We start from the raw sequence: 19329 nt of genomic DNA, 5'->3' as shown, positions 1-19329 counted from the left end.
CGTCCCGGGCCGGGCGCGGATGCATTCGACCTGCCGCGGGGCGGTATGCAGTATGGCCTCCGAGAATCCTCGGAGAATGCCGTCATGGTCGCGCCCACCCCCGTCTACCGCAGCCAGAACTGGACGCTGAGGAAGCCCGCCGCCCGCGGGCGGAACGGCATCGTCGTGTCGCAGAGCCGCGAGGCGGCAGAGGCGGGCACGGCGATCCTCGAACAGGGCGGCAACGCGGCCGACGCGGCGGTTGCCGCCTGCTTTGCCTTGGCTGCGGTCGAGCCCTGGAACAGCGGCCTTGGCGGGATCGGCTTTGCCGTCGTCCTCAAGGCGGGCGCCACGCAGGCTGAGGTCGTGGATTTCGGCCCCATCGCGCCGCGCCGGGCGGACCCTGCGGATTACCCGCTGACGGGCGAGGTCAAGAAGGACCTGTTCACCTGGCCGGAGGTGGTCGGCGACGTCAACATCCACGGGCCCCTTTCCTTCGTGACCCCCTCCTCCGTCGCCGGCTACGCCCGGCTGAAGGAGGCCTTCGGCACGGAGCTGCCGCTGAAGGACATCCTGGCTCCCGCCATCGCCCTGGCGAAGCGCGGGCTGCCGGCCGATTGGTACACGACGCTCAAGATCGCCTCCTCCGCCGCCGTGCTCCGGCTCTACGGGGAAAGCGCCCGCATCTATCTGCCGAACGGGCTGCCGCCGGTACCGCCCTATCAGGGCTCGCCCGGCTTCATGCGGCTCGGCGAATTGCCGGCGACGCTGGAGCGGCTGGCTGAGGCCGGGCTGGACGACTTCTATCGGGGCGACATCGCCCGCAGCCTGGCGGCGGACATCGCCTTGGCCGGCGGCGTGGTCGATGCGGGGGATCTCGCGAACTGCAAGGCCGAGATCAGGCCGGCCCCCACCATCGACTGGCGCGGCAGCCATCTCGTCCACACGGCCGGCGGCCTCACCGCCGCGCCGACGCTCGCCGATGTGGTCAAGGGCATGGCCGATGCGCCGCTCGATGCAGCGGGTCCCTCGCCCGCCTGGTATGCGCAGCTCTCGCAGGTCATGCGGCAGGCCTATCGTGACCGTCTGGAAGGGCTGGGCGCCGCGACGGCCGCCAAGGAAGCCGGCGACACCTGCACCACCCATCTCACTGTCGTCGATGGCGAGGGCAATCTGGTCGCGGTGACGACCACCCTGCTCTCCTCGATGGGCAGCCGCGTCGTGTTGCCTTCCACCGGCGTGCTGATGAACAACGGCATGATGTGGTTCGACCCGCGCCCCGGCAGTGCCAATGCCATCGCGCCCGGAGCCCGGCCGCTCTGCAACATGTGCCCGGTCGTGGTGACGCCGAAGGAGGGCGGCTGGCCGCGCCTCGCCGCCGGCTCCTCGGGTGGCCGGCGCATCCTCGCCAGCGTGTACCAGACGCTGGCCTGGCAGCTCGATTTCGGAATGGGGACGGAGGAGACGGCGCATCAGCCGCGGATCGACGTCTCCGGTCCGGATTCGACCAGCGCCGACCTGACGCTGCCGGCGGAGACGCTCGCAGCCTTGCAGCAGGCGGGGCCGACCACGCTGGTCGAGCACGCCGTCCTGCCGATCAACTTCGCCTGCCCGAACTTCATCCGTGTCGACCGCGACGGCGCGGAAGGCTCGAGCGACGCGGCCTCGCCCTGGTCGGCGGCGGTCGCGGCAGCACGCTGAACAACGGCAAGCGGCCCGGCTGATCGCCGGGCCATTGTCGGGCTTGACCCCAGCATGCGTTCCGAAGTCAGACGCGCTTGACGCCCCAGGGATAGGGCGCCGAGCCGGCCAGAACCCCGGTCAGCGTCTTGCGATACGCCGTGCGGCTGAGGAACTGGCCGAGCGGGATCGTCGCCACCTCTTCCATCGCCAGGCGGTTGAGCTCCTTGGCTTTCGCCTTCTGCGTCGCCTCGTCGGGCGCATAGAGCCAGGCCTCGGCCAGTTCCTCCGCCTTGTCGCTCTTCCACCAGCCGAACCAGCCCTTTTCGCCCTGGCCCCGGATGATGGTCGACTGGGCGGGATCGCCCCAGCTGATCGCCGAGCCGGTGGTGTGGAAGATGCTCCAGCCGCCCTTCTCGACCGGCTCGCGGCTGCCGCGGCGCTGCACCACGGTGCCCCAGTCGCTCGCCGCCATCTCGACATTCATGCCGAGCTTCTTCAGCAGTTCGAAGGTGACCTCGCCGAGCGGCCCGATATCCGGGAAGTCGGTCGGGTTGATGATGACGACCTTCTCGCCCTTGTAGCCGGACTCCTTCAGCGCCGCCTTCGCCTTGTCGAGGCTCTGCGGCATCAGGTCCTCCTGCTCCCCGGCATAGTAGGGCGTGCCGCGGAACCACAGGCTGCGGCAGGTCTGCCAGAGCGAGGTGTCGTCGCCCTGCGTCGCCCGCATATAGTCTTCCTGCTTCACCGCCATCCGCACGGCCGCGCGAATCTTCGGGTTGTTGAAGGGCGGCTGCAGATGGTTGAGGCGCATGATCGCGCCGCGGCCGGCCTTGTCGATCACCTCCTGCTTGATGTCCGGGCTGCTGGCGAGCATCGGCTGCAGATCCGCCAGCGGGCGCTCCCACCAATCGATCTCACCCGTCGTCAGGGCTGCGGCGGCGGTCGCCGGGTCGGGCAGGATGGTCCATTCGATGCGCTTGAAATGCGCCACCTTGCCGCCGGCATTGCGGCTCGGCGCTTCGCTGCGCGGCTTGTAGCCATCGAATTTCTCATAGGCGACGCGGCTGCCGGAGACGTAATCGGCGGCGATGAACTTGTAGGGCCCGGACCCGACCATCTCGGTGACCTGCGTATTGGCATCGGTCTTGGCCAGGCGCTCGGGCATCATCACCGGCGGCTGGTCGGTCTTGGCGAGGCATTCCAGCATTCGCGGGAAGGGCCGCTTGAGCTTGATCTCGATCGTGCGCTCGTCGGCGGCGCCGAAGCTCTCGGTCGCGCGGCCGAGAAGCTGGCCGTAGGAATCGCGCTGGGTCCAGCGCTTGATGCTGGCGGCGCAGTCGGCCGCCTTCACCGGCGTGCCGTCATGGAAGGTCAGCCCGTCGCGCAGCTTGATCCGCCAGGTCAGGCCATCGGCGGAGACCTCGTGGCTTTCCGCCATCTGCGGCTGCGGCTTCATGGCTTCGTCCGCGCCATAGAGCATGTCGAAGACGTAATAGGCGTGGTTGTTGGTCACCGTTGCGGTGGTCCAGATCGGATCGAGCGACGACAGGTTGGCCTGCGGGGCAAACTTCATCAGCGTGGCCGAGGCCTGCTGCGCCCAGGCCGCTTGCGGCAGCGAGGCACCGGCGAACCCGAGCGCTGCGGTGCCCATCAGAAATTCACGACGTTTCATTGGTAATCTCCCCGTTATGGTTGAAGACCGGCCCTGAATGGGCCGGCCCTGGTCGATGTCGCGCCCGTTCAGTCGAAGCCGAGGAAGTTCGGGCTTTCGCTGATCGGGCGGGCTTTCATCAGCCCGGCGATGTCGGGCACCGGGCGCGCCGTCAGCGGATCGCCGGCGAGCGCGGCTTCCAGCGCCGCCGCCACTGCGAGGACCTTGGCATCGCCGCCGCGCGGCCCGACGATCTGCAGGCCGAAGGGCATGCCCTTGCGGTCGAGCCCGACCGGCAGCGAGATGGCCGGATGGCCGACGATCGTCACCGCATAGGCCATGGCGAGCCAGTGGAAATAGGTCCGCGTCGGCTGGCCGTCGATCTCGGAGGGGAAGAGCTCCGTCCAGGGCCGCGGGCTCAGCGTGATCGCCGGCGCGAGGATCACGTCGTAGCTGTCGAAGAAGTGCTGCCAGCGCTGGTAGATCGCGGTCTGCTCCTTCATCGCCCGCGTGACATCGAGGGCGGAATAGCCCAGCCCCTCCTCGACATTGGCGCGCACATTCGGGCCGACCTGGTCGGGCGTGTCGCGCACCTTGTCGAGATGGCCTGCGAGGAAGCCGACCGCGCGCAGGATCTCGAAGACCTCGTCCGTGCCGCTGCAGTCCGGCGTCGCCTCCTCGGCGGCATGGAAGAGATGGGAAAAGGCGCCGATCTTCTCGGCAAAGGTCTCGCGGACGAGCTTCTCGGTCGGGGCGAAGCCGAAATCGGGCGTCACCGCAACCTTGAGCGAGGCGAGGTCGATTGCCTCCGGCCTGGCGAAATCCTCGGCCCGGCGGACGGTCTTGCCATGGATCGTCGTCGCCAGCGGGTCGGCGGCATCGTCCCCGACCATCGTCGAGAGCAGCAGGCACAGGTCCGGCACATTGCGCGCCATCGGCCCCAGCACCGGGAGCGGATACCAGCCCAAGGCGCGCTTGTCGCTCGGCACCAGGCCCGGGCTCGGACGGAAGCCGACGATGCCGTTGAAGGCGGCCGGATTGCGCAGCGAGCCGCCGGTGTCGGAGCCGGTGGCGAGCGGCACCATGTTGGTCGCCAGCACGACGCCCGAGCCGCCGGAGGAGCCGGCCGCGCTCTTCGTCGGGTCGAAGGGATTGCCGGTCACGCCGTAGACGGCGTTGCGGGTGTTGGCGCCGGCGCCCCATTCGGGCGTGTTGGTCTTGCCGGCGATGATCGCGCCGGCCTTGCGCACCGAGGCGACGATCAGCTGGTCTTCCTTGGGGACGAAATCGCGATAGAGCGGGCTGCCATAGGTGGTGCGTAGGCCGGCGACGTTCTCCAGATCCTTGACGCCGACCGGCAGGCCGTGGAGCGCCCCGAGCGTCTCGCCGCGCATCGTGGCCTCGTCCGCGGCGCCGGCGGCCTTGCGGGCCGCCTCGTCGTCGCGCGCGACCATGGCATTGACCGCCGGGTCGACCGCGTCCATCCGGCGGATGCAGCTCTCGAGCAGCTCGCGGGCCGAGAGTTTCTTCGTGCCGATCAGGGCGCGGGCGGCCGTGGCGGTGAGATCGCAGGGTTCGGTCAAGGCATCGGTCTCCATTGCGTCCGCGCCCCGGCAAACGCTATGCCGGGTCGGCCGAAGGGCAGCCTAGGAAAAAGGCAGGCACCATGTCCATGAAAGATCGATGCATGGCGGACCACCGCTGCGGCATGGCGCGATGACGACGCAGCCGGCGTCCTTCTGGCGCGAGACGCGCGATGGCGTGCAGATCGCCGTCAGGCTGACGCCGCGCGGCGGCCGCGATGCGCTCGACGGGAGCGAAACCCTGTCCGATGGACGCTGCGTGCTGAAGGCCCGCGTGCGCGCCGCGCCGACGGAAGGCGAGGCGAATGCGGCTCTGATCCGGCTCCTGGCCGGGGTGCTGGACCTGCCGCGGTCGCGCATCTCCATCGCGGGCGGCGCCACCGCCCGGCTGAAGACCGTCGCCGTGGAAGGGCAGAGCGCCGATCTCGCCCCAAGGTTGGTGGCTCTTCAACTCCCACGCGCTTGACGAATTCGGGCATTTCCTGTTCCAGAAGCGGCATGGACAACGATGCGCAGCATTTTCCCAGGCGCCTGACGGAAGGTTACCGCTCCTTCCTCGACGATCGATTCGTCCGCGAGAAGGGCCGTTACGAGGAACTCGGCGAGAACGGCCAGACCCCGAAGATCATGCTGATCGGGTGCTGCGATTCGCGCGTCTCGCCGGAGGTGATCTTCGATGCCCGGCCCGGCGAGATGTTCGTCGCCCGCAACATCGCCAACCTCGTCCCGCCCTACCAGCCGGACGACCAGCTCCACGGCACCTCGGCGGCGCTCGAATATGCGGTGCAGGCCCTCAGGGTCGAGCACATCGTCGTGCTGGGCCATGGTCGCTGCGGCGGCATCCGCGCCTTCGCCGATGACAGCCAGGCGGCGCTCTCGCCCGGCGACTTCATCGGCAAATGGATCACCCTGATCGGCCCCGCCGCCCAGCGCACCGGCGGGCGCGGCCGCAACGAGAGCTTCGAGGATTACCTGGCGCGGCTGGAACTCGCCTCGATCCAGCAGTCGATCGAGAACCTGCGCACCTTCCCCTGCGTGAAAATCCTCGAGGAGAAGGGCCGCCTGCAGCTCCACGGCGCCTTCTTCGCGGTCCATACCGGCGTCTTGATGATCCTCGACCCGGCGACCGGACAGTTCATCCCCGCCGTCGGCGAGATGCCCAAGCGCGTCCAGCAGATCCGCTGCGTCGAGGGCTGAGCGTCACTCTCCATCCGCGAGCGGGTGGAGATCCCTCACCATGCTCTTCAGCCGCTCGTCGAGGACATGGGTGTAGATCTGCGTCGTCGCGATATCGGCATGGCCGAGCAGTTCCTGCACGACCCGAAGATCGGCGCCGTTCTGCAGCAGATGGCTGGCGAAGGCATGGCGCAGCACATGCGGGCTGAGGGATGCGGCCGATAGCCCGGCCGCGCCGCCCAGGGCCTTGAGGTCGCGCGCGAAGGCCTGCCGCGTCAGATGCCCGCTCACGCCGTCGGAGGGAAAGAGCCAGCGCCCCTGCTCCTGCCCGGCTTCGCGAAGCGCCGCGAGCCAGCCCCGCGCCGCAGCCCGCGCCGCCTCGTTCAACGGCACCAGTCGCTCCTTGTCGCCCTTGCCGCGCACGATCAGGAAGCGCTCGCGCGTCGTCGCCGCCGAAATCGGCAGCGCGATCAGCTCGGAGACGCGAAGGCCGGTCGCATAGAGCATTTCGACCAGGCAGCGCATGCGCAACGCCTTGAGCCGCGCCGGCGGGGTCGCCCCCTCGCGCTCGCAGGCCTCGCGCGCCGCAGCCAGCAGGCGGTCGACATGGTCGACCGACACCACCTTCGGCAGCGGCCGGCCCTGGCGCGGCCCCTCGATCGCCGCGGCAGGGTCGTTCGGGCAGAGCCCTTCCGTATAGAGGAAGCGATGGAACTGCCGGACGGCGGAGAGCCGCCGCGCCGCCGAGGAGGCCTTCAATCCGCGCGCCGCGACATCGGCGAGCCAGTCGCGGATGGTGCCGGCGGTGACGGCATCCAGCGACATCCCCGCAATGAAGCCGAGGTAATCCTCGATGTCGCGCTCATAGGCGTCGAGCGTGTTGCGCGCGGCGCCGCGCTCGGCCGCCAGCATGTCGAGGAACGCGTTCAGCCTTTGCCGCGGAACGCGGCTCATTTCGGCTGCAGCTTCGCCGGCGGCACGATCTCGACCATCTCGCGCTGCTCCGGCTTCACGAAGGCGACGAGCGCGAGCATGCCGGCAAGGACCAGTCCCGCGATGACCGCGATGACAAACAGGAAGCGCAGCAGCGTCGGCACGTCTGGCGAAGACCCCAATCCCGGAGACCACCTCTTATCCGGGTGCCGGCCGGGCGAAGCAAGGGCGCAGGCGCCACAGCTCGGCTCGATCGAGCCCGTGACGAAAGCATGACGACAGGGCAGGCCCGTGCTACATCGCCGGCAAACGCGACATGACGAGATGACGACCGCCGCTCTCCCACTCCCCCAGACCGCCGATTTGCGCGGCGCGCTCGGCCAGCGCGCGCTCGTGCTCGTCGGCATGATGGGTTCGGGCAAGAGCTCCGTCGGCCGCCGGCTCGCGAACCGCCTCGGGCTGAGCTTCGTCGACGCCGATACGGAGATCGAGACCGCGGCCGGCATGTCGATTCCGGAGATCTTCGCCCAGCGCGGCGAGGCCGAATTCCGCGACGGCGAGCGCCGTGTCATCTCCCGCATCCTGGCGACGCAGCCGGCGCTGGTGCTGGCGACCGGGGGCGGCGCTTTCATGAACACGGAAACGCGCCAGCGGGTGAAGGAGCTCGCCATCTCGATCTGGCTCAAGGCCGAGCCCGACGTGCTGATGCGCCGGGTGCGCAAGCGCTCGAACCGGCCGCTGCTCCAGACGGCCGATCCCGAGGCGACACTGCGGTCCATGCTCGCCCAGCGCGAGCCGGTCTATGCGCTCGCCGACATCACCATCCAGTCGCGGGACGTGCCCCACGAGGCCGTCGTCGACGACATCGTCGCGGCGCTGGAGCGCCATCTCGCCGAGGCGGCAACGCGCGGAGTTTCAGCCTGATGATCCTTGCCCCCTCCACTCCGGCGGCCCGTACCGTGGTGCCGGTCGCGCTCGAGGGCCGCGCCTACGACATCCATATCGGCCGCGACCAGCTCGCGGAAGCCGCCGCCCTGATCGCCGCGCTGGCGCCGGGCGCCCGCGCCGCCCTCGTCACGGACGAGACCGTCGCGCGCCTGCATGCGGACGCGCTCGAGGCCAGCCTCGCCCGGGCCGGCATCGGCACGACCCGGATCACCATCCCGCCCGGCGAGGCCTCGAAATCCTATGCCCGCTTCGCCGCCGTCTGCGACGCGCTGCTCGATGCGAAGATCGAGCGCAACGACCTCGTCATCGCCTTCGGCGGCGGCGTGGTCGGCGACCTCGCGGGCTTTGCGGCGGCGGTGCTGCGGCGCGGCGTCCGCTTCGTCCAGATCCCGACCACGCTGCTGGCCCAGGTCGATTCCTCGGTCGGCGGCAAGACCGGCATCAACTCGAGCCATGGCAAGAACCTGATCGGTGCCTTCCACCAGCCCGCGCTGGTCGTCGCCGACACCGCTTTGCTCGACACGCTGAGCCAGCGCGAGTTCAAGGCCGGCTATGCCGAGGTGGTGAAATACGGGCTGATCGACGACCCCGCCTTCTTCGACTGGTGCGAGGTCAACTGGAGCCGCGTCATCGCCGGAGGCCCCGAGCGCGACCAGGCGGTCGCCGTCTCCTGCCGCGCCAAGGCGGCCATCGTCGCCCGCGACGAGCGCGAGGAGGGCGACCGCGCCTTGCTCAATCTCGGCCACACCTTCGCGCATGCGCTGGAGCGGCTGACGGCGTATGATTCCAGCCGTCTCGTCCATGGCGAGGCCGTCGCCATCGGGCTCGCCCTCGCCTTCCGCTTCTCGCAGCGGCTGGGGCTCTGCCCGGGGCAGGATGCCATCCGCGTCTCGCGCCATCTCGACAATATCGGCCTGCCGAGCCGCCTGCAGCAGGTGCCGGGCGGCGCCGGCAGCGCCGAGGACATCGTCGCGGCCATGGCCCAGGACAAGAAGGTCAAGCGCGGCGCGCTGACCTTCATCCTCGCCCGCGGCATCGGCCGCAGCTTCATCGCGCCGGGCATCCCGGCGGACGACGTCCGGGGCTTCATCGCCGACGAGTTGGCGGGCTGAGCCTCGGCCTTCTCAAGGGCTGAACACCAGCACCACGAACACGAAGAACACGCTCAGATGCACGGCGCCTTCGAGCATCGTCGTGCGCGTGCCGGTGAAGGTCAGCGTGCTCAGCAGCAGCGTCATCGCCAGGATGATCATGTTGGCCTCGGACAGGCCGAGCACGACCTCCTGGCCGGTGAACAGGCCGATCGCCAGCACGGCGGGCACGGTCAGCCCCAGCGTCGAGGCGGCGGCACCCAGGCAGAGATTGATCGCGCGCTGCAGCTGGTTGGCGCTGATCGCGCGCAGGGCCGCGATGCATTCCGGCGTGAACACCACCATCGCGATCAGGATGCCGCCGAGCGCCACCGGCGCGCCGAGCTTGATGATGCCGAAATCGAGCACCGCTGCCAGGCTCTTCGACAGGATGACGATCGGCAGGATGTTCGCGAGCAGCAGCAGCACATGCGTCAGGGTTGCGCCGCCGCCATGGCCTTCGCCCGCGAGCGGGCCCAGCTCGACCTTCCTGTCACCGGTTCCGGCAGGCGGCGTGCGCACCGGGGGCGCCTGCTCGCGCGTCGGCTCCAGGAAGAAGGAACGGTGGCGCCCGGTCTGGAGCACCAGGAAGGCGCCGTAGAGCGCGAGGGTGAAGAGGGAGAAGGAAACCGATTGCAGCGTGGTCAGCGTGCCGTTGCCGGTCGAGGTGGTGAAGTTCGGCAGCACCAGCGGGATCACCGTCAGCGGGATGATGACGGCGAGATAGGACGACGCGCCTTTCAGATTGTAGCTCTGGGCGAAATGGCGCCGGCCGCCGACGATCAGGCCGATGCCGACGACGCCGTTGAGCACGATCATCAGCACCGCGAACATGGTGTCGCGCCCCAGCGTCGGCGCGCCCTTGGCGCCGAGCATCACGGCGGAGATCAGCGCGACCTCGATGATCACGATCGACAGCGTCAGGATCAGCGTGCCGTAGGGCTCGCCGAGCCGTTCGGCCAGGATCTCGGCCTCGTGCACCACGCCGAACGCCGCCCAGATGATGATGCCGAGCAGCCAGGCGAAGATCAGCGCGGAAGCGAGCGGCGCGCCCAGCTGGGCCAGGAGCCCGTCGCCGAACAGCAGGAAGGCGGCAACCGTCGCCCAGGCACAGGCGAGGCGGAGGATCATCGTGCTCAAGAGCAGGTCCCGGACATCAGGTGGTGTGAAACAGGCATGCGAAAGCCGGCCCCGAAAGGCAGCACTCTTCCACGTAACACATCTGGGTGTCGTTTGTTCGCGCCACGCCGCGGCTCTGGACGAACCGGCCGGGCCGTCGCTCAGTCGCGCGAGATCTTCGCCGCGAGCGGGCTTGGGCCCGGCTCGCCCCCGGCTGCAGCGACCTTGTCCGTAACGAGATATTGCGCGCGCGCTAGCGCCGCGAAGCGCCCGCCTCTGGCGACCAGCTCGTCGAACGAGCCCATTTCCTCGACCCGCCCCTGCTCGAAGACGAGGATGCGGTCGGCATTGCGGATGGTGGCGAGGCGGTGGGCGATGACGAAGGTGGTGCGGCCCTTCATGACCTCCTCCAGCGCCTTCTGCAGCTTGACCTCGGTCGCGGCGTCGAGCGCCGAGGTCGCCTCGTCCAGGATCAGGATCGGCGGGTTCTTCAACAGCGCGCGCGCAATCGACAGGCGCTGGCGTTCCCCGCCGGACAGGGTGCGGCCGCGCTCGCCGACAAGGGTATCGAGCCCGTCGGGCTGGCGCGCCATCACCTCGCTCGCCTGCGCCCGGTCGAGCGCCTCCATCATCTCGGCATCGGTCGCCTCGGGCTTGCCGACGGCGAGATTCTCCCGGATCGAGCGGGCGAACAGCATCGGCTCCTGGAAGACGACGCCGATATTGCGCCTCAGCGAGATCAGCGAGATGTCGCGGATATCCGTCCCGTCGACGGTGATCCGGCCCGATTGCGGGTCGAAGGCGCGATGCAGCAGCCCCAGCGTCGTCGACTTGCCCGAGCCCGTCGAGCCCACGACCGCGATGGTCTCGCCCGGCCGCACGGAAAAGGAGACGTCGCGCACTGCGGAACGCTTGCCGTCATAGGAGAAGGAGACATCCTCGAAGGCGACCGCGCCTTCGAGGCGGCCGGCGTCGCGAGCTCCCGCGGGGTCGCGCACGCTGGGCAGCGTGTCGAGCACCTCGAAGAATTCCCGCATCTTCGGCGCCTGCATGAAGATGAAGTTCACGAAGGAGACGATCTGCTCCAGCCGCCCCACCAGCATGGTGGCGAAGCCCATGAAGGTGACGATCTCGCCCACGGTGGTCTGGCCGTGCATCAGGAGCCAGGTGCCGACGACGAAGATGCACAGCACGGTCAGCGTCGCGGAGGCCCGCGTCGCCACCGTCGCCATCGCCCACCAGGAGAGCACCGGCATCTGCGCGGCGAGCAGGCTTTCCATGGTCGAGCGCAGGCCCCTCACCTCCGCCTCGACGCGGGTGAAGCTCTGGATGACGGGCACGTTGCCCAGCGCATCGGAGGCGCGCTCGGCAAGGTTCGAGTGATAGGTCTCGACATGGCGCTGCAGCCGATCGGTCTTGCGCAGCACGAAGGCGGTGAGCGAGCCGAACAGCGCAACGAGGCCGATCAGCAGCAGGCCGAGCTGCCAGTTCTTCCACAGCGTGAAGGGCAGCAGCACGAAGAGCGCGACGATCGAGGCGCAGTGCTCCCGAAAGAAGGAGAGCCACAGCCCCCACATCGCATTGGTGCCGTCGAGCATCACCTTGAGCACGCGGCCGGAATGGGTCTGGGTGTGATAGGCGAGCGGGAGCGTCAGCGCATGCTCGAAATAGCGCGCCATCACGCCCAGCCGGCTGCGGTGGGCAAGCTTGTCCGCCTGCAGCGCCACGAAGACGCCGAGACCGATATTGGCGAGGCCGAAAGCGACCCAGGCGAGGATCAGGAACTGGATGGCGTCCCAGGTCAGCCGCCCTCCCGAGGACTGGATGCCCGTCAGCCGGTCGATCAGCGCGCCGAACAGCATCGGCTCGGCGAAGGCGACGCCCGCGAGGAGGATATTGGCGAGCGCCAGGATCGCGCCCAGCCGCCGCTCCGGGCCGAGTTCTGACAGGACGCGGGTGTAGAGCGAGAGCAGCGACATCGAGCCACAGCTTTAGCGGAACGAGGGCGCCCTGCAAGCCGCCAGGCTGGCGTGTCCCTCGAGGGCGGCGCCGATGCGGGGCGGCACGCGAAAGGGCCCGAAGCCACCGAGGGACGTCAGTTCCCGTCGAGGCATGCGATCAGCGCTGCTTCCGTCACCTCCGCCATCGCCATCGGAAGCTTCAGGGCCTGCGTCTTCTGGCCCGGCCGCATCAGCAGGATCACGGTCTCAGCTCCGGGGCAGGCCGGATCGGCGCAGATGATCTCGTTGACCGCGACGCTCGCCTGCTCCGGCAGGTCGAGCAGCCGGCGGATACCGGCCTTGAGCCTTTCGGCCGCGGCCTTGGCCGCGATCCTCGCCTCGTCGTCCGGGCGCGCCCCGTTCCTGCCGAAGAGCCCGAGGCGCATCGCGCGATCAGGCCGGCAGCGTCAGCACGCCGGCCGCGCCGTCCTCGGCCCCGAAGGCGAGGCGCTTGCCGCCCTTGTCCCAGGCGAAGGCGGTGATGCCGCTGCCGCGCTGCGCCGGCCGCACCAGCAGCTCCGAGCCGTCCGTCAGCCGCACCAGCAGGATGCAGCCGTCATCGTAGCCGATCGCCAGCACCAGGGCGCCCGGATGGAAGGCGACGCGGGTGACGCGGGCATGGCGCACGCCGCATTCGCGCGGCGCCTTGCCCTGCGGGCCGTCCCCCTGGAACGGCCAGACGATGGCGCCGTCCGCCCCGCTGGAGGCCAGCCACAGCCCGTCATGCGACCATGACAGGGAGCGCGGCTTGGCCGGATAGCCGGTCATCCGCATATGGCCGGCCTTGTCGCCGAGCTTCCAGCCATGCAGGGCGTTTTCCTGCATCGAGGTGACGACGAAGCGCCCGTCCGGGGACCAGGCCGCGTCGAGATGCGAGCCCTTCCACTCCAGGAATTCGGGCGTGGCCTCCGTGTTCGGATACCAGAGCGAAACGCCGTTCATCTGGGCGATGGCGAGCCGATAGCCCTTCGGCGCGAAGACGAGGCCCTGAGGCGTGCTCGCCGTCTCCAGCGTGCGCACGCGGCCCTTCTCGTCGCGGGCCTGCACGCTCTTGCCGCTGTTCCAGGCGAGGTTGCCGGACGGCGACAAGGTGATCGCGTCGATCCAGCGGCGCTTCGGATCCTTGGCCAGTTCCTCCGGCGCGCCTTCCATCCGGGTGACGACGACGCGGCCGTCATCGCCGCCGGTGATCAGGCGCTCGGCGTCGCCGGTGGCGCAGAGGATGCCGCCGCCATGCGCCTCGACCGTGTCCGTGGCGCCGTCGCGCCAGCGCAGCACCTGGCCCTCGGCGAGCGCGAAGGCGAGCCCCTGCTTCAGCCAGCGGACGGCAACGACATGCGCCCCGGCTTCGATCGGGACGACATGCTCGCGCAGCGAGACGGAGGAAGCGGGTGCGGTGTTCATGCGGGGGGTCTAGCGCAGCTTGGGAGGCGAGGGAACGTCCTCGCCGTCATTCTCGGACGCAGCGAAGCGAACACCCGGGAATCTCCGGCAGGAGATGCTCGGGTCAAGCCCGAGCATGACGAGGAGGACTTACGCCGCGCAGGCTTCGAAACCCTTGCGCAGCTCGTTCTCGTTGAGGTCGCGGCCGATGAAGACCAGCCGGCTCTGGCGCGTCTCGCTGGGCTTCCAGTCACGCTGGAGATCGCCGTCGAGGATCATGTGCACGCCCTGGAAGACGAAGCGGCGCTGCTCGTTCTTGAAGGCGAGGATGCCCTTGGAGCGCAGGATGTTCGCCCCCTGGAGCTGCGCGACATCGTTGATCCAGGGCATGAACTTCTCGGGGTCGACCTCGCCGGGGATCGTCAGCGAGATCGAGCGGATATCATCGGAATGGTGGTGGTGATGCCCGGATTCGAGGAAATCCGGCTCGATGTCGAGGATGCGGTCGAGATCGAAGGCGTTGCGGTCCAGCAGCGACGGGATATCGACGTCGCAGCGCTGGGCCTTCTGCAGCTTGGCATAGGGGTTGATGGCGCGGATCGCGGCCTCGACCTCGGCCAGCTCCTCGGCCGAGACGAGGTCGGTCTTGTTCAGGATGATGACGTCGGCGAAGGCGATCTGGTTCTTCGCCTCCGGCGCGTCCTTGAGCCGCTCCTTCAGCCATTTCGCATCGGTGACGGTGACGACCGCATCGAGGCGGGTCGCGTCTCCGACATCCTGGTCGACGAAGAAGGTCTGCGCGACGGGGGCCGGGTCGGCGAGCCCCGTCGTCTCGACGATGATCGCGTCGAACTTGCCCTTGCGCTTCATCAGCCCGTCGAGAATGCGGATCAGGTCGCCGCGAACGGTGCAGCAGATGCAGCCGTTGTTCATCTCGAAGACCTCCTCGTCGGCTCCGACGACGAGGTCCCCGTCGATTCCCGCCTCGCCGAACTCGTTGACGATGACGGCGAACTTCTTGCCGTGCTCCTCGGTGAGGATGCGGTTCAGAAGCGTGGTCTTGCCGGCGCCCAGATAGCCGGTGAGCACCGTGACGGGAATCTTGTCGGACATGGGTCTGCCTTGGGGTCTACCTGATGGCTGATGGCGCGGAACGGCCTGGCTGTCAGGCCGGGCCGGCGGCGAGCGCCTTCTCGATCTCGCTTATATTGTGCTTCATCATGTCGATGTAAGTCCCCGCCGGGCCCGAAGCGTCGGAGAGGGCATCGGAGTAGAGCGTCCCGCCGACTTTGGCGCCGCTCTCCTTGGCGATCTGCTCGATCAGGCGCGGATTGGTGACGTTCTCGAGGAAGACGGCCGGCACCTTCTGCGCCTTGATCTGGCGGATGATGCGGGCGACGTCCCTGGCCGAGGCCTCCGATTCGGTCGAGACGCCCTGCGGCGCGATGAACTCGACGCCATAGGCCTTCACGAAATACCCGAAGGCGTCATGGGTGGTGATGGCCTTGCGCCGGGCGGCCGGGATGCGCGCGACCGCCGCCTTCACCTCGCCTTCGACCACGTCGAGCTTGGCGAGATAGGCCGCGGCATTGGCGTCGTAGCTCGCCTTGCCGGCCGGATCGGCGGCATCCAGAGCATCGCGGATATTGGCGATGTAGATGCGGGCATTGGCGATGCTCTGCCAGGCATGCGGATCGTCATGGCCGTGGTCGTGGCCGCCCTTGGCGTCGTGCCCCTCCTCCGCCGACTCGATCGGCTTGATGCCCTTGGTCGCCGTGGCGACCGTGGCCTTGCTGCCGGACGACTTGATCAGCCGGGGCAGCCAGCCCTCGAGATGCAGCCCGTTGATGACGACGAGCCTGGCGCCCGCCATCGCCTTCGCATCGGCCGGCGTCGGCGAATAGACATGGGCATCGCCGTTCGGGCCCACCAGCGGCGTGACGCTGACGCGGTCCCCGCCGACCTGCCGGACGAAATCCGCCAGGATCGAGAAGCTCGCGACCACCGGCAGCTTCTGGGCGGCGTTGTCCTGCGCAAAGCCGACGCCCGGCAAAGCGGCGAGCGCGAGCCCGGCGGCGAGGGAGGCGCCAAGGGCGCGGCGGTTGATCATGACGAGGCTCCAGCCAATATGAAACGATATAACGTTTCTATCTCTGGAGATGTGGCCGCATCAAGGCGCGGCGCGCAAGGCCGCCCTGCGAGCCGAACAGGAGCGAGAAAATATAAAGGACACCCGCCGCCAGGATGACGGCCGGCCCCGCCGGCAGGCTCGATCCCGCAGCATAGGAGACGACGAGGCCGGCATAGCCGGAGAGGATGCCGAAACCGGTGGCAAAGAGCAGCAGGCGGGTGATGTCGGCCGTCCAGAAGCGCGCGGCGGCCGCGGGCAGCATCATCATGCCGACGGCGAGCAGCGTGCCGAGCGCGTTGAAGCCGGCGACGAGATTGAGCACGACCAGCGCGAGAAAGGTCAGGTGCACGACGCCGCCCGAGCGGCTGACCGAACGCAGGAAGCCCGGATCGACGCATTCCAGCACCAGCGGCCGATAGAGCGCCGCCAGCGTCGTCAGCGAGATCGTGGTGACGCTCGCCAGCAGGATCAGCACATCGTCGTCGAGCGCCAGCACATTGCCGAAGAGGACATGCAGGAGGTCGATCGCCGAGCCCCGCAGCGAGACAATGGTGACGCCGAGCGCCAGCGAGATCAGATAGAAGGCCGCGAGCGAGGCATCCTCCTTCAGCACCGTCGCCCGCGCCACGGCGCCGGCCAGCAGCGCCACGGCAAATCCGGCCGCGAGCCCGCCGAAGGTCATCGCCGGCAGCGAGAAACCCGCCACGAGATAGCCCAGCGCAGCACCGGGCAGGATGGCGTGGGCCATCGCGTCGCCGGTCAGGCTCATCCGCCGCAGCATCAGGAAGACGCCGATCGGCCCCCCGCCGACCGCGAGCGCAACGATGCCGACGAGCGCGCGGCGCATGAAGTCGAATTCGGCGAAGGGGCCGATGAAGAGATCGTACAGCATCGGCGGCTGTTCTTTCAGGCCGCGTCGCGGCGGCAGGGCTCGGCCTGGCGATCGAAGGCCTCGACCATGCGCCGCGCCTCGAGCAGGTTCTCCGGCGTCAGCACCTCCGCCGTCCGGCCCCAGGCGACAGCCTCGCGCGCCAGCAGCAGCGTCCGCGGGAAGGCCCGCCGCACGGTCTCGATATCGTGCAGCACGGCGACGACGGTGCGGCTCTCGCCATGCCAGCGCTGGACCAGCGCCAGCAGATCGGCGGTGGTGCGGGCATCGATCGCGGTGAAGGGCTCGTCGAGCAGGATGATCTCGGCATCCTGCAGCAGGAGCCGCGCGAACAGCGCCCGCTGCATCTGCCCGCCGGAGAGCGTGCCGATCGGGCGCCGCTCGAAGCCGGTCAGCCCCACGGCCGCGATCGCATGCTCGATCCTGTGCGCATCCGGGGCGCCGATGCGCCCGAAGATGCCGGCCCGGTTCCACAGCCCCATGGCCACGAGGTCATAGACATGGATCGGGAAGGAACGATCGAGATCGGCCGATTGCGGCAGATAGGCCAGGCGCTTGCCCTTGCTGAAGGCGATGCTGCCGGACAGCGGCGCAAGTGTTCCGGTGATGCCCTTGAGCAGGGTCGATTTGCCGGCGCCGTTCGGCCCCACGATGGCGGTGAGGCTGCCCTCCTCGATCGTGCCGGAGAGATGGTGGACGGCCGGATGGCGGTCGTAGCCCAGCGTCAGATCGGCGAGACGAATGGCGGACATGGCCGTTCTCCTCAGCCGATCACGAGAAGCGTCGCGACCCACACCAGCGCGACGACGACGGCCGCCAAACCGACGCGTGCCGCAGCCGACAGCCGCAGCAGCGACCAGCCCGGCGCCTCGGGAACGGCATGGACATGATCGTGCTGGTGCGCGTGGGCCATGTGCCACGATATAATGTTACAGGCCGGCCCGCACAAGCGCGATGCGCGGGCCACCCACAGCGCTGCTTAACGAGCTCGGAACGTCGCCGTCAGAGCGGGTGGTACTGGTACATCCAGGTTTCGGTCAGGACCGCCTCGCCGGCCTTGAGATAGCAGCGCATCTCGACAGGATCGCCGCCCTCGACCGAAAGGTCGAACTGGGCGCGCCAGTGCCCTGCGACATCATCGGGCACCGCCTCGGCGAAGACATAGGAGAAACTGCCGCGCGAGCTCCACAGAACCACCTCCGGCTTCACGCCGAAGGGGATCGTCTCCAGCGCAGGCCCAAGGAACTCGACCATGAATTTACGCACGCCGCGCGGACGCACGGTTCCGGGCTGCCCGCCATTGCCGAGCCGCGTCGCGACGACGCGGCCAAGCTTCGTCGGATAGGGCTCTTCGTCGAGCCAGAAGAGCTTGTAGGCGAGTTCATAGGCATTGCCGGCCTTGGCCGGTTCGTGCGGCACCCACATCGCCACGATGTTGTCGTGGATCTCGTCGTCGGTCGGGATCTCGATCAGCTGGACCGCGCCCTTGCCCCAGGAGCCGACCGGCTCGACCCACGCGCTCGGCCGGCGCTCGTAGAACACGCCGTCGAGATAATGATCCACCTTGCGGTCGCGCTGCATCAGCCCGAAGCCGCGCGGGTTCTCGTCGCCGAAGGCGGAGGCCGTGGTCCGCGGCGGGTTGTTGAGCGGCCGCCACGCGCGCTCGCCCGCCCCGGTCCAGAGCGCGAGCCCGTCGGAATCATGCACCTCGGGCCGCCAGTCGACGGCGGTCGCCTTCGCCGTCTCGGAATACCAGTACATCGAGGTCAGCGGCGCGATGCAGAGCCGGTCGACGTCCTTGCGCAGATGCAGCGCGGTCTCGATCTCCATCGTGACACCCTTGCCGCGATGCATGCGGAAGCGATAGGCGCCCGCCGCGCTCGGCCCCGAGAGCAGCGCATAGACCACGACATATTCGGCGCCCGCTTCCGGCGTCTCCAGCCAGACATGGGTGAAGTCGGGAAATTCCTCCGGCTTTCCGGCCACGGCCGGATCGATCGCGAGCCCGCGCGCCGAGAGCCCGTACTGGTAGAGCTCGCCGATCGCCCGGAAATAGGAGGCGCCGAGGAAGGCGACCCAGTCGTTCTTCTTCCAGTCGAGCGTCTCGCCCTTGCGGCCCGGATGGCCCGTGCGGCTTTCCTGGAAGCGGAAGCCGGCGAAGCCCGCCCCGGTCGGCAGCTCCTTGGCCGGGGAATCCGCCGGCATCTCGAAATAGCTGTCGTCATAGACGATCTCGCGGGCCTTGCCGGCCTCCACGACATGCATCCGGACCGGCTTCTGGAAATAGCGTCCGAGATGGAAGAAGGTCACCGGCCAGGGCGAGGGCCCGTTCGCCCACAGCGCCATCTCCGGCTTGAACCTGATCTTGCCGTGGGCGTCGTAGTCGATCCGCTGCAGGATCTCGGGGCTCGGCGATTGCGGCGCCTCATAGGGCACGGCGGCCATCTGCCTGGCGCGCGCCTTCAACGCCTCGAAGGTGAAATCCTGCGCCTGGCCGAGCTTCAGCCCCTGCTGCGCGAGAGCCTGCGAGGAGAAGCCGAGCGCCGCAAGGGTGGCGGTCGCTCCGGCGCCGGCCAGCAGGGTGCGGCGGTCGAGAAGAGGCTGACGGGGGCTGTCCTGCCCGGCGCTGTCTGGCATGTCGATCCCGGTTTGCGTGTCGTCTTCAAGGCTCGCGCGGAGCTGCCGGAACGGCAAGGGCCGCCGCGCGCCTGTCCCCAGATAGGC

At 68.8% G+C, this 19329-nt stretch carries 19 protein-coding genes; 5 read left to right on the top strand and 14 right to left on the bottom strand.

The window, feature by feature from the left end; translation table 11 throughout:
• Positions 1-84: 84 nt before the first annotated feature.
• The gene (locus BW981_RS14605) at positions 85-1680 is read left to right on the top strand and encodes a gamma-glutamyltransferase (RefSeq protein ID WP_076440563.1); all 1596 of its coding nucleotides are present in this window, start codon (positions 85-87) and stop codon (positions 1678-1680) included.
• Between the two features lie 67 nt (positions 1681-1747).
• Here BW981_RS14605 and BW981_RS14600 read toward each other — a convergent pair whose 3' ends face one another.
• Entirely contained in the window at positions 1748-3334 is a 1587-nt protein-coding gene (locus BW981_RS14600; RefSeq protein WP_076440441.1) for an ABC transporter substrate-binding protein, read from the bottom strand.
• 68 nt (positions 3335-3402) lie between these two features.
• A complete protein-coding gene (locus BW981_RS14595; protein ID WP_076440561.1) occupies positions 3403-4896 on the bottom strand; it encodes an amidase in 1494 nt (497 codons plus the stop codon).
• Between the two features lie 133 nt (positions 4897-5029).
• On the opposite strand from BW981_RS14595, the gene BW981_RS14590 reads away from it, so the two are divergent.
• Together BW981_RS14590 and BW981_RS14585 are read left to right on the top strand one after the other, a co-directional pair.
• Positions 5030-5362 carry a DUF167 family protein gene (locus tag BW981_RS14590; protein WP_076440559.1) on the top strand — a complete coding sequence of 111 codons (333 nt, stop codon included), beginning with the start codon at positions 5030-5032 and terminating at the stop codon, positions 5360-5362.
• 32 nt (positions 5363-5394) lie between these two features.
• Complete coding sequence (locus BW981_RS14585; RefSeq protein ID WP_076440439.1) at positions 5395-6093, top strand: carbonic anhydrase; 699 nt, start codon at positions 5395-5397, stop codon at positions 6091-6093.
• A 3-nt stretch (positions 6094-6096) separates the two neighbouring features.
• Here the strand turns inward: BW981_RS14585 and BW981_RS14580 are convergent, their stop codons facing one another.
• Together BW981_RS14580 and BW981_RS14575 are read right to left on the bottom strand one after the other, a co-directional pair.
• Entirely contained in the window at positions 6097-7026 is a 930-nt protein-coding gene (locus BW981_RS14580; protein ID WP_076440437.1) for a site-specific tyrosine recombinase XerD, read from the bottom strand.
• Complete coding sequence (locus tag BW981_RS14575) at positions 7023-7169, bottom strand: histidine kinase (protein WP_076440435.1); 147 nt, start codon at positions 7167-7169, stop codon at positions 7023-7025. Before BW981_RS14575 ends, BW981_RS14580 begins: the two co-directional genes overlap by 4 nt.
• 160 nt (positions 7170-7329) lie before the next feature.
• On the opposite strand from BW981_RS14575, the gene BW981_RS14570 reads away from it, so the two are divergent.
• Together BW981_RS14570 and aroB are read left to right on the top strand one after the other, a co-directional pair.
• Positions 7330-7929 (top strand): shikimate kinase, encoded by a 600-nt coding sequence (locus BW981_RS14570; protein WP_076440433.1) that lies wholly within the window; start codon positions 7330-7332, stop codon positions 7927-7929.
• Positions 7929-9065: a 3-dehydroquinate synthase gene (gene aroB / locus BW981_RS14565; RefSeq protein WP_076440431.1), complete on the top strand. Its 1137-nt coding sequence runs from the start codon at positions 7929-7931 to the stop codon at positions 9063-9065. Before BW981_RS14570 ends, aroB begins: the two co-directional genes overlap by 1 nt.
• A 12-nt stretch (positions 9066-9077) precedes the next feature.
• Here the strand turns inward: aroB and BW981_RS14560 are convergent, their stop codons facing one another.
• The 10 genes from BW981_RS14560 to BW981_RS14520 form a co-directional block, all read right to left on the bottom strand.
• The gene (locus BW981_RS14560) at positions 9078-10214 is read right to left on the bottom strand and encodes a calcium:cation antiporter (RefSeq protein WP_076440429.1); all 1137 of its coding nucleotides are present in this window, start codon (positions 10212-10214) and stop codon (positions 9078-9080) included.
• Positions 10215-10363: 149 nt separating this feature from the next.
• A complete protein-coding gene (locus BW981_RS14555) occupies positions 10364-12181 on the bottom strand; it encodes a glucan ABC transporter ATP-binding protein/ permease (protein WP_076440427.1) in 1818 nt (605 codons plus the stop codon).
• A gap of 116 nt (positions 12182-12297) precedes the next feature.
• On the bottom strand, positions 12298-12588 hold the full coding sequence (locus BW981_RS14550) for a hypothetical protein (protein ID WP_076440425.1): 291 nt from the start codon (positions 12586-12588) through the stop codon (positions 12298-12300).
• Between the two features lie 7 nt (positions 12589-12595).
• The gene (locus BW981_RS14545) at positions 12596-13606 is read right to left on the bottom strand and encodes a WD40 repeat domain-containing protein (protein ID WP_076440423.1); all 1011 of its coding nucleotides are present in this window, start codon (positions 13604-13606) and stop codon (positions 12596-12598) included.
• A gap of 129 nt (positions 13607-13735) precedes the next feature.
• Positions 13736-14698: a CobW family GTP-binding protein gene (locus BW981_RS14540; RefSeq protein ID WP_076440421.1), complete on the bottom strand. Its 963-nt coding sequence runs from the start codon at positions 14696-14698 to the stop codon at positions 13736-13738.
• A gap of 52 nt (positions 14699-14750) precedes the next feature.
• Positions 14751-15695: a metal ABC transporter substrate-binding protein gene (locus BW981_RS14535; protein WP_076440419.1), complete on the bottom strand. Its 945-nt coding sequence runs from the start codon at positions 15693-15695 to the stop codon at positions 14751-14753.
• Positions 15696-15732: 37 nt separating this feature from the next.
• Positions 15733-16608: a metal ABC transporter permease gene (locus BW981_RS14530; RefSeq protein WP_076440417.1), complete on the bottom strand. Its 876-nt coding sequence runs from the start codon at positions 16606-16608 to the stop codon at positions 15733-15735.
• A 14-nt stretch (positions 16609-16622) separates the two neighbouring features.
• Complete coding sequence (gene aztA, locus BW981_RS14525; RefSeq protein WP_076440415.1) at positions 16623-17357, bottom strand: zinc ABC transporter ATP-binding protein AztA; 735 nt, start codon at positions 17355-17357, stop codon at positions 16623-16625.
• 11 nt (positions 17358-17368) lie between these two features.
• Complete coding sequence (locus tag BW981_RS23100; RefSeq protein ID WP_175624138.1) at positions 17369-17518, bottom strand: hypothetical protein; 150 nt, start codon at positions 17516-17518, stop codon at positions 17369-17371.
• An 89-nt stretch (positions 17519-17607) separates the two neighbouring features.
• Positions 17608-19242 carry an OpgD/OpgG family glucan biosynthesis protein gene (locus tag BW981_RS14520; protein WP_076440557.1) on the bottom strand — a complete coding sequence of 545 codons (1635 nt, stop codon included), beginning with the start codon at positions 19240-19242 and terminating at the stop codon, positions 17608-17610.
• Positions 19243-19329: the final 87 nt, after the last annotated feature.

Origin of the sequence: Allobosea sp. TND4EK4, assembly GCF_900156025.1 — a bacterium.
In the GTDB taxonomy this organism is placed as follows: Bacteria; Pseudomonadota; Alphaproteobacteria; order Rhizobiales; family Beijerinckiaceae; genus Allobosea.
Note: the sequence above shows the minus strand (reverse complement) of the source record. Positions and strands in the feature narration are given on the sequence as shown.

Coding starts and splice junctions, on each gene's coding strand:
- BW981_RS14570 (WP_076440433.1), top strand. CDS start 7,330: ATGACGACCGCCGCTCTCCCACTCCCCCAGACCGCCGATTTGCGCGGC.
- BW981_RS14580 (WP_076440437.1), bottom strand. CDS start 7,026: ATGAGCCGCGTTCCGCGGCAAAGGCTGAACGCGTTCCTCGACATGCTG.
- BW981_RS14590 (WP_076440559.1), top strand. CDS start 5,030: ATGACGACGCAGCCGGCGTCCTTCTGGCGCGAGACGCGCGATGGCGTG.
- aroB (WP_076440431.1), top strand. CDS start 7,929: ATGATCCTTGCCCCCTCCACTCCGGCGGCCCGTACCGTGGTGCCGGTC.
- BW981_RS14555 (WP_076440427.1), bottom strand. CDS start 12,181: ATGTCGCTGCTCTCGCTCTACACCCGCGTCCTGTCAGAACTCGGCCCG.
- aztA (WP_076440415.1), bottom strand. CDS start 17,357: ATGTCCGCCATTCGTCTCGCCGATCTGACGCTGGGCTACGACCGCCAT.
- BW981_RS14605 (WP_076440563.1), top strand. CDS start 85: ATGGTCGCGCCCACCCCCGTCTACCGCAGCCAGAACTGGACGCTGAGG.
- BW981_RS14545 (WP_076440423.1), bottom strand. CDS start 13,606: ATGAACACCGCACCCGCTTCCTCCGTCTCGCTGCGCGAGCATGTCGTC.
- BW981_RS14550 (WP_076440425.1), bottom strand. CDS start 12,588: ATGCGCCTCGGGCTCTTCGGCAGGAACGGGGCGCGCCCGGACGACGAG.
- BW981_RS14535 (WP_076440419.1), bottom strand. CDS start 15,695: ATGATCAACCGCCGCGCCCTTGGCGCCTCCCTCGCCGCCGGGCTCGCG.
- BW981_RS14585 (WP_076440439.1), top strand. CDS start 5,395: ATGGACAACGATGCGCAGCATTTTCCCAGGCGCCTGACGGAAGGTTAC.
- BW981_RS14530 (WP_076440417.1), bottom strand. CDS start 16,608: ATGCTGTACGATCTCTTCATCGGCCCCTTCGCCGAATTCGACTTCATG.
- BW981_RS14600 (WP_076440441.1), bottom strand. CDS start 3,334: ATGAAACGTCGTGAATTTCTGATGGGCACCGCAGCGCTCGGGTTCGCC.
- BW981_RS14560 (WP_076440429.1), bottom strand. CDS start 10,214: ATGATCCTCCGCCTCGCCTGTGCCTGGGCGACGGTTGCCGCCTTCCTG.
- BW981_RS14540 (WP_076440421.1), bottom strand. CDS start 14,698: ATGTCCGACAAGATTCCCGTCACGGTGCTCACCGGCTATCTGGGCGCC.
- BW981_RS14520 (WP_076440557.1), bottom strand. CDS start 19,242: ATGCCAGACAGCGCCGGGCAGGACAGCCCCCGTCAGCCTCTTCTCGAC.
- BW981_RS23100 (WP_175624138.1), bottom strand. CDS start 17,518: ATGGCCCACGCGCACCAGCACGATCATGTCCATGCCGTTCCCGAGGCG.